This window comes from Kitasatospora sp. NPDC036755 (assembly GCF_040636595.1).
In the GTDB taxonomy this organism is placed as follows: Bacteria; Actinomycetota; Actinomycetes; order Streptomycetales; family Streptomycetaceae; genus Kitasatospora.
The window spans coordinates 25,565-35,060 of the sequence record NZ_JBEZUT010000050.1 but is presented as its reverse complement, the minus strand read 5'-3'; the positions used below and the strand labels follow the sequence as shown (position 1 = coordinate 35,060).

The following is a 9,496-nucleotide window of genomic DNA, read 5'->3' as shown; positions in this document are numbered from 1 at the left end:
ATGTTCGCGGACATGTACCCGTCGAGGAACGGGCGGCCGAGCATGCCGCCGCAGGTCCTGGCGGCGACCGTGGTCCTGCAGTCCCTGCACGGGCTGTCGGATCACGACACGGTCCAGGAACTGCGTTGTGATCTGCGGTGGAAGGCCGCCTGCGGCCTGGGCCTCAACGACACCGCGTTCGATCCGTCGCTGCTGGCCTACTTCCGGCGCCGGCTGCAGCGATCGCCGGACCCAAACCGGTTGTTCACCAGGCTCAAGGAGGTCGTGGAGGCCACCGGCGTCCTCAAGGGCAGGCACCGGCGGGCCCTGGACTCCACCGTCCTCGACGACGCGGTCGCCACCCAGGACACCGTCACCCAGCTCGTCGCCGCGATCCGCCGGGTCATCCGGGACGTTCCCGGCGCCGAGCGGACCGCCGCCACCTGGTGCACCGCCCACGACTACACCGCCCCCGGCAAGCCCCGCATCGCCTGGAACGACGAGCAGGCCCGCGCCGACTTGGTGAACGCCCTGGTCACCGACGCGCTCAACCTGCTCGGCCGCCTGCCCGAGCGGCAGCTGGACGAGAAGGCCGCCGACGCGGTCGGGCTGCTGGCCCTGGTTGCCGGGCAGGACGTGGAGGTCGCCGACGGCTCCGACGGGCGTGACGGCCGGTGGCGGATCACACGCGGAACCGCCCACGACCGCATCGTGTCCACCGTCGACCCCGAGGCCAGGCACATCCACAAGAACCGAACCCGCCACCAGGACGGGTTCCGCGCCCACGCCGCCTGCGAGCCCGAGACCGGCCTGCTCACCGAAGTCGAGCTCACCGCCGGCAGCGGCGCGGACAACCACGAGGCCGCCGTCGCCCAGGACCTGCTCGCCGACGAGACCGAGGACCTGACCGTCCTCGGCGACACCGCCTATGGCACCGGTGACCTGCGCGAAGTCCTCGAAACAACCGGCCATACCCCGATCGTCAAGCCACCGCCGCAGCGGCCCGCCGTCCCCGGCGGCTTCACCAGTGACGACTTCCACGTCGACACCCGGGCCGCCACCGTCACCTGCCCGGCCGGCCACACCAAGGCCCTCGGCCGCCCCGACGCGGCCGGCGCCCGCACCGCCCAGTTCAAGAAGCTCTGCACCCACTGCCCCCTGCGCGAGCGGTGCACCCGTTCCAAGACCGGCCGCGCCTTCCAGGTCCACGCCCACTACGACCGTTTGAAAGCCGCCCGCGACCAAGCCTCCGCCCCCACCTGGCAGGCCGAATACCGCCGCTGGCGGCCACCGGTCGAACGAGCCATCGCCTGGCTCACCGCCCGGGGCAACCGCCGCGTCCCCTACCGAGGCGTCCTGAAGAACAACACCTGGCTCCACAACCGCGCCGCCGCCCTCAACCTCCGCCGCCTCATCAACCTCGGACTCACCCGCACCGGCCGCACCTGGACCATCGCCTCCGCAACCACATAGCACCGGAGGGGCTGTCCCAGCCGGGACAGCCCCTCCAGCAGCAAGATCTTCATCGGACTTCTAGGCGGGGACGGCATCGAGGGGGACCTCGGCCTCGGCGGCCTGCTTGGCGCGGTCCTTGGCCTCGCGGCGGGCGAGGACCCAGACGCCGACCGGGATCATCGCGGTGAACAGCCACCACTGGATGGCGTAGGCCATGTGCGGGCCGATGTCGGAGTGGTTGGGCTCGGGGATCAGCTGGGGCTGGTCGGCCGGGGCCGGGGTGGTGCCGGTGAGTTCGAGGTAGCCGCCGAGGAGGGGGGCGCCGGTCCGCTGGGCCTGCTCGTCGGTGTTGATCAGGTTGAACTGGCGGTCCGGCAGGCCGGCGCGGTCCTTGATGCCGCTGGCGCCGTACGTCTCCTCGGCGCGCAGGCGGCCGGTGAGGGAGACCTCGCCGTCGGGGGCGGCCGGGACGGGCGGGTACTCGGTGGCCCCGGTGCCGGAGGCGACCCAGCCGCGGTTGACCAGGACGGTGCCCTTGCCGTCGGCGAGCCGGAACGGGGTCACGACGAAGTAGCCGATGGTTCCGCTGGAGTCGGTCCGCTTGCGGACCACGAACTCGTGTGCCGGGTCGTACTGTCCGGTGGCGGTCGCCGCGCGCCAGGTGAGGTCCTTGGGGACCGCGAAGCCGGGGGTCGGCGACAGGGTGTCGAAGGGGACCGGCGCGGTCGTGAGGGCCTGGCCGATCAGCTCGTTCCGGGCCACCCGGGCCTCGTGGCGGTGCAGCTGCCAGAAGCCCAGCTTGATCGTCGCGGGGATCAGCAGCAGCGCGACCAGCATGGTGATCAGCCACTGTCGGGTCAGCAGAAAACGGTACACATGGGAACGGTACGCCGACCTCACAACCGGCTCACGCACCGGGGTGCGGGGCGACCTCGCGCAGCAGTTGGAGGAAGGCGTCCTCGCCGACGACGGGCGTGCCGACGTCGCGGGCCTTGCGGGCCTTGCCGCTCCAGCTGTCCGGTTCGTTGGTGACCAGCAGGCTGGTGAGGCGGCTCACCGAGGTGGCGATGTGCAGTCCGGCCTCGACCGCGCGGTCCTCCAGGACCTCGCGGTCGGTGGCGGTGTCGCCGGTGATGGCCACCCGCATGCCCTGGACGAGCGGCTTGCCGTCCTCCCAGCGCCCCGGGTTGGGGTACGGGCAGGGCGGGCGCTTCTTGGCCTGGCGGTAGGTGGAGCCGGTCCAGGTGCTGCGGCCGGGGGAGGCGGGCTCCTCCTCGCCGAGGTCGGTGACCGCGACGCAGTTCTGCAGCGGCAGCGGCACGCCGCCGTCGCGGGCGAGGTGCAGGCTGGGGCGGAAGGCCTCGGCGAGCACCCGGGCGTCGTCCAGGGCGTTGTGGGCGTGGCGCTGCCGGACGCCGAAGTGGGCGGCGAGCGAGGACAGCTTGCCGTTGGGCAGCGGCAGGCGCAGGTCGCGGGAGAGGACCATGGTGCACAGCCGCTGCTCGACCGGGGCGCGCAGGCCGGCCCGGGAGAACTCGCGGGAGATCATGTTCCAGTCGAAGAGCGCGTTGTGCGCGACCAGCACGCGGTCCCGCAGGCGGGCGGCGAACTCGTCGGCGATCTGCGGGAACGTCGGGGCGGTGGCGAGCAGTTCGGCGGTGAGGCCGTGGATCCAGACCGGGCCCGGGTCCCGTTCGGGGTTGACCAGGGTGTACCAGTGGTCGACGACGTCGCCGTCGGCGTCCAGCTGGTAGACGCCCGCCGAGATGACGCGGTCCGAGCGGCCGAGACCGGTGGTCTCGACGTCGACGACGGCGAAGCCCCCTCCGGGCACGGCGGAGCGCTGCGCGGGGACCGGGGCGGTCCGCGGCACTCCGTGGGTCTCGGGCTGGATCGGTTGCATGGTCCAACAGGATAAGGGGCCCGGCGGGGGGCTCCGGCCGGAATGTGGCGACCGGCGGCCGGAATAGAGTGGCCGGTGGGGGCGTCGTACACCTGGTCGAGATCGTTTCAGCTAAGGAAAAGCGCATGCGTGCCACCGTGATCCACGGCCCCAACGACATCCGGATCGAGGAAGTCCCGGACCCGGTCATCCAGCATCCGACGGACGTGGTGCTCCGGGTGGTGAACGCCTGTATCTGCGGCAGCGACCTGTGGGCCTACCGCGGGGTGGCGCAGCGGGTGGCCGGCCAGCGGATCGGGCACGAGTTCCTCGGCGTGGTCGAGGAGGTCGGTGCCGAGGTGCGCGGCTTCGCCAAGGGCGATCTGGTGGTGGCGCCGTTCGTCTGGTCGGACGGGTCGTGTGACTTCTGTCTCGAAGGCCTCCAGACCTCCTGCCCGCACGGCGGGTTCTGGGGGCAGGTCGGTTCGGACGGCGGCCAGGGCGAGGCGGTGCGGGTGCCGTTCGCGGACGGGACGCTGGTGAAGCTGCCGAAGGAGGCGGCGGGCGACGAGAAGCTGCTGCCCGGGCTGCTGGCGCTGTCCGACGTGATGTCGACCGGGCACCACGCGGCGGTCTCGGCGCGGGTGCGGCCCGGGGCGACGGTCGCCGTGGTCGGCGACGGCGCGGTGGGCCTGTGCGGCGTCCTGGCCGCGCACCGCCTGGGCGCGGGCCGGATCATCGCGCTGGGCCGGCACACGGCCCGGACGGAGCTGGCCCGCCGCTTCGGCGCGACGGACGTGGTGGCGGAGCGCGGCGAGGCCGCGGTCGAGGCCGTGAAGGAGCTGACCGGCGGCCAGGGCGCGCACGCGGTGCTGGAGGCGGTCGGCACCGAGGAGTCGATGCGGACGGCCCTCTCGATCGCCCGGGACGGTGGCGCGGTGGGCTACGTCGGGGTGCCGCACGGCGGCAGTGCGGGCGTCGACATCGGCCAGATGTTCGGCCGGAACGTTTCGCTGAACGGCGGTGTCGCCCCGGCCCGCGCGTACATCCCGGAGCTGCTGCCGGACGTGCTCTCGGGCGCCATCGAGCCGGGCCTGGTCTTCGACCGGACCGTCGACCTGGACGGGGTGCCCGACGGCTACCGCGCGATGGACGACCGTTCGGCGCTGAAGGTGCGCATCGCGTTCTGAGTCACCGGTTCCCGGCGCCGGCCCGTGTCGCCCCCCAGGGGTGCGGCACGGGCCGGTGCCGTGTTCCGGGAGGGGCTGGAGGGACGTGGCGTCACTGGGATGGGCTGCTTTTCGGCCAATCGGATGGTGCGAGGGGGTGAACGCTCGACTGATCGCGGTCAACCCCTTCCGGGGTGGGCAGGACGCTCCTAGCATTGCGCGGCGCCAGACCTGTGACGCCCCTCACGTTCGATCGTTCCCCCCGTGTGACAAATACGCCGAAGGAGTGAGGAGACAGCGTGGATTCGCCGCCGCTCACCACCGCCGCCACGGAAGCCCAACTCATCGACGACAGCGAGGAGTTCCGTACCCTGCGGCGCTCGTTCCGGAGCTTCGCCTTCCCGGTCACCGTCGGCTTCGTGCTCTGGTACCTGCTGTACGTCCTGCTCTCCTGCTACGCCCCGGGGCTGATGCGCACCAAGGTCCTCGGGCACGTCAACGTGGCCCTGGTGCTCGGGCTGCTGCAGTTCGCGACCACCTTCGCCATCGCCGCCTGGTACGCCCGCTACGCGGACCGGCGGATCGACCCGGCCGCCGCGGCGATCCGCGAGGCGCACGGCGCCGTCGTCCACGCCCCCCGGGAGTCCGCCGAATGAGCCTGCTCGCCAGCTCCGCCACCGAGCACCGCGGCCTGACCATGACCCTGTTCGGCGTCTTCGTCCTGGCCACCCTCGGCATCACCGTCTGGGCCGGCCGGCAGACCCGCAGCGCCTCCGACTTCTACGCGGGCGGCCGCGGCTTCACCGGCTTCCAGAACGGCCTGGCCATCTCCGGGGACTACATGTCCGCCGCCTCCTTCCTCGGCATCGCCGGAACCATCGCGCTGGCCGGCTACGACGGCTTCCTCTACTCGATCGGCTTCCTGGTCGCCTGGCTCGTCGCGCTGCTGCTGATCGCCGAACCGCTGCGCAACTCCGGCCGGTTCACGATGGCGGACGTGCTCGCGTTCCGGATGCGCCAGCGCCCGGTGCGCACCGCGGCGGGCGTCTCCACCATCGTGGTGTCGATCTTCTACCTGCTCGCCCAGATGGTCGGGGCCGGCACCCTGGTGGCCCTGCTGCTCGGGGCCGAGGGGAACGCCGCCAAGCGCTGGACCATCGTCGGGGTCGGCGCGCTGATGATCGTCTACGTGGTGATAGGAGGGATGAAGGGCACCACCTGGGTGCAGATCGTCAAGGCGGTGCTGCTGATCGCCGGCGCCGCGCTGATGACCGTCCTGGTGCTGGCCAAGTACCACTTCAACCCCTCCGAACTGCTCGGCGCGGCGGCGAGCGCCAGCGGCAAGGGCGAGGCCTTCCTCCAACCCGGGCAGAAGTACGGCAGCGGCACCGCCAAGCTCGACTTCATCAGCCTCGGCATCGCGCTGGTGCTCGGCACCGCCGGCCTGCCGCACATCCTGGTCCGCTTCTACACCGTGCCCACCGCCAAGGCGGCCCGGAAGTCGGTGCTCTGGGCGATCGGCATCATCGGCGTCTTCTACCTGATGACCCTGGCGCTCGGCTTCGGCGCGGCCGCGCTGGTCGGCTCCAAGGCGATCAAGGGGGCGAACGCGGCGGGCAACACCGCGGCCCCGCAGCTGGCCGAGGCGCTCGGCGGGGGCGCCGGGAGCACGGGCGGGGCGATCCTGCTCGCGGTGATCTCGGCGGTCGCCTTCGCCACCATCCTGGCCGTGGTCGCCGGGCTCACGCTGGCCTCCTCGGCCTCCTTCGCCCACGACCTCTACGCCAACGTGATCCGGCGGGGCAAGGCGAGCGAGAAGGAGGAGGTGCTGTCGGCGAAGTGGGCCGCGGTCGCGATCGGGGCGGTGGCGATCGTGCTCAGCCTCTTCGCGGACAAGCTCAACACCGCGGCGCTGGTCGCCCTGGCCTTCGCCGTCGCCGCCTCGGCGAACCTGCCCACCCTGCTCTACTCGCTGTTCTGGAAGCGCTTCACCACCGTCGGCGCGGTCAGCTCGGTCTACGCCGGACTGATCTCCTCGGTGACACTGGTGGTCTTCTCCCCGGTGGTCTCGGGCGCGAAGACCTCGCTCTTCCCGCACTCCGACTTCCACTGGTTCCCGTTGGAGAACCCCGGCCTGGTCTCCATCCCGGTCGGCTTCCTGGCCGGCTGGCTCGGCACGCTGCTGTCCACGGAACGGCCCGACCCGGCGAAGTACGCTGAACTCGAGGTCCGCTCGTTGACCGGGCTGGGCGCCCATTGATCGTCCCGCGATGACTATGCTGGCCCGGCCCGCCGTGACGGTGGCCGGGCCGGCCGCATCTCGGGGAAGGACGCACGTGCTGCTCGACACCTTCGGACGCCAGGCCGTCGACCTGCGGGTCTCCCTCACGGACCGCTGCAACCTGCGCTGCACCTACTGCATGCCGGAAGAGGGCCTGCAGTGGCTGGCCAAGCCGGACCTGCTGACCGACGAGGAGATCGTCCGGCTGGTCACCGTGGCCGTGCGCGACCTGGGCGTGCGCGAGGTGCGCTTCACCGGCGGTGAACCGCTGCTGCGCCCCGGGCTGGTCGCCGTCGTCGCCGCCTGCTCGGAACTGGAACCGCGCCCGGAGCTCTCGCTGACCACCAACGGCATCGGCCTGGCCCGCACCGCGACGGCGCTGCGCGAGGCCGGTCTGGACCGGGTCAACGTCTCGCTGGACACCCTCGACCCCGAGGTGTTCCACACCCTCACCCGCCGCCACCGCCACCAGGACGTCCTGGACGGGCTGGCCGCCGCCGAGGCCGCCGGACTGGCGCCGGTGAAGCTGAACGCGGTGCTGATGCGCGGGGTCAACGAGCACGAGGCGGCCGACCTGCTGGCCTGGTGCCTGGAGCGGGGCTACGAGCTGCGCTTCATCGAGCAGATGCCGCTGGACGCCCAGCACGGCTGGGACCGCGCGTCGATGGTCACCGCGACGGAGATCCTGGAACTGCTGCGGGCCCGCTTCACGCTCACCCCGGAGCCGTCCGGGCGCCGGGGCGCGGCACCCGCCGAGCGCTGGCTGGTGGACGGCGGCCCGGGCCGGGTGGGCGTGATCGCCTCCGTCACCCGGCCGTTCTGCCGGGCCTGCGACCGCACCCGGCTGACCGCCGACGGCCAGGTGCGCAACTGCCTGTTCGCGACCGGGGAGACCGACCTGCGCACCGCGCTGCGCTCGGGCGCGGACGACGCCGAACTGGCCGCGCTGTGGCGGGCGGCGATGTGGGGCAAGAAGGCGGGCGCCGGGATCGACGACCCGGAGTTCCTCCAGCCCGACCGGCCGATGTCCGCGATCGGCGGTTAGGACGCGTCCTGGGCCGGCCTGCCGGAGGCCTCGGAGCCTTCGGAGTCCTCGGGGGTCCAGTCGGCGAAGGCGACGACCTCCTTGAGGAAGCCGCGCACCCCGAGGAACTGGGACAGGTGCTCGCGGTGCTCGTCGCAGGCGACCCAGGTCTTGCGGCGGTCCGGGGTGTGCAGCTTGGGGTTGTTCCACACCAGTACCCAGCCGGCGTCCGTCCGGCAGCCCTTGGCGGAGCAGATCGGGGTCTGCGGGGTGTCCATCGGGGCCGTCCTCAACGATGTGGCGGGTGACGTCTGCACCGCCAGTCTGTCACGCCCGCGCGGCCCGGCCGGATCCGGACATGGCGACGCCGGGCAGCCACGGGGGGAGCCGCCCGGCGTCGGTCCGTCGCTCCGACGGGGGATGCGGAGCGCGTACGCAGTATGTCACGCCAAGACCCTCGGTTGGGGAGGTCTTGCATGATTAATCTGAGCTTCTTTTGAGCTTTCGCTGAGCCGGACCGGGCCGAAGTGGCATGAAACGGATGGTCAGTTCACGTCCTGTGAAGGATCGGTGGGAACGGCCTTTGCCTCTCCTGTACCGGCCTTCGCATCCGCCCCACCCCTCCCGCCCGTCCCACCGGGGCCGAGCATCAGCGGGGTGTCGAGCGGGATGTCGAAGGTGCTCGGCAGTCCGGGCGCCCGCTCCCGTCCCGCGTTGGCGATCAGCACCGCGAAGTACGGCAGCAGGACGGCGCCCGCCAGCGCGACGAACGCCAGCACCCGCTGGACGTCCCACAGCACCACGGCGAGCAGCACGCAGGCCGTCCGGACCAGCATCGAGACGACGTAGCGGCGCTGACGCCCCCGGACGTCCTCGGTGAGACTGCTGCGCGCCCCCGTGATCCGGAAGACGTGCCCGCCGTCGGCGCTCTTGCCCATGTGTCCTACCGCCCTCGTCGCGCACCCGCGCGCCTGGCCGCGCGGCCTCCTCACGGTACGCCCGGGCGCGGGCGGCGACGAGACCGGGTGCGGCGGACCCACCCGACCGGGTGTGCGAAGGGCCTGTCCGGCGGAGCGGACAGGCCCTTCGGTGGTCCCGGTACTGCGGAGGGTGCTACGTGGCGGTACCGGTGCGGTGCCGCCGGGGGCGCTACGAACGCCGGGAGAGGTACTGCGGGGGCACGGCGGCGGTGAGCCAGACGCCGTTCTCGCTGAGCCGGAACTCGTGGCCGGCCGCCGTCATCGCCGCCGCGTGCACGGTCAGCACCACCGGCCGGCCGTGCCTTGCGCCGACCCCGGTCGCCGTCTCGGTGTCCGCCGAGAGGTGGACGTCCTGGCGGGCCATCGGGCGCAGGCCCTCGCGGAAGATCGCCGCCAGGTGCCGGTCGGCGGTGCCGTGGTACAGCACGGGCGGCGGCGTGGCGGCGGCCAGGCCGAGGTCGACCGCCACCGTGTGGCCCTGGTTGGCGCGGATCGAGAGGCCGTCCGCCGAGTAGCCGAAGCGGCGCTTGTTGTTCGTCGCCACGACGTGGTCCAGCTCGGCCCGGGTGAGCGGCCGGCCCCGGGCGGCGAGCGCCGACAGCAGCTCGTCCACCCGGACCCAGCCGGCCCCGTCCAGCGTGACCCCCACCAGCCCGGGCTCGTGCCGAAGGATGCGTGACAGCATCTTGCTCGACCTGACCAGGCGCTTCTCGTCCATCATGTCTC

General features: G+C 72.4%; 10 protein-coding genes. 5 read left to right on the top strand and 5 right to left on the bottom strand.

What is annotated here, in order from left to right; genetic code table 11:
• Positions 1 to 1,452: IS1182 family transposase (locus AB0E96_RS10685; RefSeq protein ID WP_359821119.1), on the top strand; the 1,452-nt coding region annotated here is incomplete at its 5' end.
• A gap of 60 nt (positions 1,453 to 1,512) precedes the next feature.
• Here AB0E96_RS10685 and AB0E96_RS10680 read toward each other — a convergent pair.
• Positions 1,513 to 2,310 carry an SURF1 family protein gene (locus AB0E96_RS10680; protein ID WP_359821118.1) on the bottom strand — a complete coding sequence of 266 codons (798 nt, stop codon included), beginning with the start codon at positions 2,308 to 2,310 and terminating at the stop codon, positions 1,513 to 1,515.
• Between the two features lie 31 nt (positions 2,311 to 2,341).
• Positions 2,342 to 3,337 carry a DEDDh family exonuclease gene (locus tag AB0E96_RS10675; protein WP_359821115.1) on the bottom strand — a complete coding sequence of 332 codons (996 nt, stop codon included), beginning with the start codon at positions 3,335 to 3,337 and terminating at the stop codon, positions 2,342 to 2,344.
• Between the two features lie 125 nt (positions 3,338 to 3,462).
• Between AB0E96_RS10675 and AB0E96_RS10670 the strand changes: the two genes are divergently transcribed.
• From AB0E96_RS10670 to moaA, 4 genes are all read left to right on the top strand, one after another.
• On the top strand, positions 3,463 to 4,506 hold the full coding sequence (locus AB0E96_RS10670; protein WP_359821112.1) for a zinc-dependent alcohol dehydrogenase family protein: 1,044 nt from the start codon (positions 3,463 to 3,465) through the stop codon (positions 4,504 to 4,506).
• A gap of 278 nt (positions 4,507 to 4,784) precedes the next feature.
• Entirely contained in the window at positions 4,785 to 5,141 is a 357-nt protein-coding gene (locus AB0E96_RS10665) for a DUF485 domain-containing protein (protein WP_359821111.1), read from the top strand.
• Positions 5,138 to 6,745, top strand: a complete 1,608-nt coding sequence (locus tag AB0E96_RS10660; protein WP_359821108.1) for a cation acetate symporter — start codon at positions 5,138 to 5,140, stop codon at positions 6,743 to 6,745. Before AB0E96_RS10665 ends, AB0E96_RS10660 begins: the two co-directional genes overlap by 4 nt.
• 76 nt (positions 6,746 to 6,821) lie before the next feature.
• Positions 6,822 to 7,811: a GTP 3',8-cyclase MoaA gene (gene moaA, locus AB0E96_RS10655; protein ID WP_359821106.1), complete on the top strand. Its 990-nt coding sequence runs from the start codon at positions 6,822 to 6,824 to the stop codon at positions 7,809 to 7,811.
• Here the strand turns inward: moaA and AB0E96_RS10650 are convergent.
• The 3 genes from AB0E96_RS10650 to AB0E96_RS10640 form a co-directional block, all read right to left on the bottom strand.
• Positions 7,808 to 8,068, bottom strand: a complete 261-nt coding sequence (locus tag AB0E96_RS10650; RefSeq protein ID WP_359821103.1) for a hypothetical protein — start codon at positions 8,066 to 8,068, stop codon at positions 7,808 to 7,810. The genes moaA and AB0E96_RS10650 overlap by 4 nt on opposite strands.
• 267 nt (positions 8,069 to 8,335) lie before the next feature.
• The gene (locus AB0E96_RS10645; protein ID WP_359821101.1) at positions 8,336 to 8,728 is read right to left on the bottom strand and encodes a DUF3099 domain-containing protein; all 393 of its coding nucleotides are present in this window, start codon (positions 8,726 to 8,728) and stop codon (positions 8,336 to 8,338) included.
• A 211-nt stretch (positions 8,729 to 8,939) separates the two neighbouring features.
• Positions 8,940 to 9,488 carry an RNA 2'-phosphotransferase gene (locus AB0E96_RS10640; protein ID WP_359821128.1) on the bottom strand — a complete coding sequence of 183 codons (549 nt, stop codon included), beginning with the start codon at positions 9,486 to 9,488 and terminating at the stop codon, positions 8,940 to 8,942.
• Positions 9,489 to 9,496 lie beyond the last annotated feature (8 nt).

What these genes read in the sequence shown, in the direction of transcription:
- AB0E96_RS10675 (WP_359821115.1), bottom strand. Translation starts at nt 3,337, where the DNA reads ATGCAACCGATCCAGCCCGAGACCCACGGAGTGCCGCGGACCGCCCCG.
- AB0E96_RS10670 (WP_359821112.1), top strand. Translation starts at nt 3,463, where the DNA reads ATGCGTGCCACCGTGATCCACGGCCCCAACGACATCCGGATCGAGGAA.
- AB0E96_RS10660 (WP_359821108.1), top strand. Translation starts at nt 5,138, where the DNA reads ATGAGCCTGCTCGCCAGCTCCGCCACCGAGCACCGCGGCCTGACCATG.
- AB0E96_RS10650 (WP_359821103.1), bottom strand. Translation starts at nt 8,068, where the DNA reads ATGGACACCCCGCAGACCCCGATCTGCTCCGCCAAGGGCTGCCGGACG.
- AB0E96_RS10645 (WP_359821101.1), bottom strand. Translation starts at nt 8,728, where the DNA reads ATGGGCAAGAGCGCCGACGGCGGGCACGTCTTCCGGATCACGGGGGCG.
- AB0E96_RS10640 (WP_359821128.1), bottom strand. Translation starts at nt 9,488, where the DNA reads ATGGACGAGAAGCGCCTGGTCAGGTCGAGCAAGATGCTGTCACGCATC.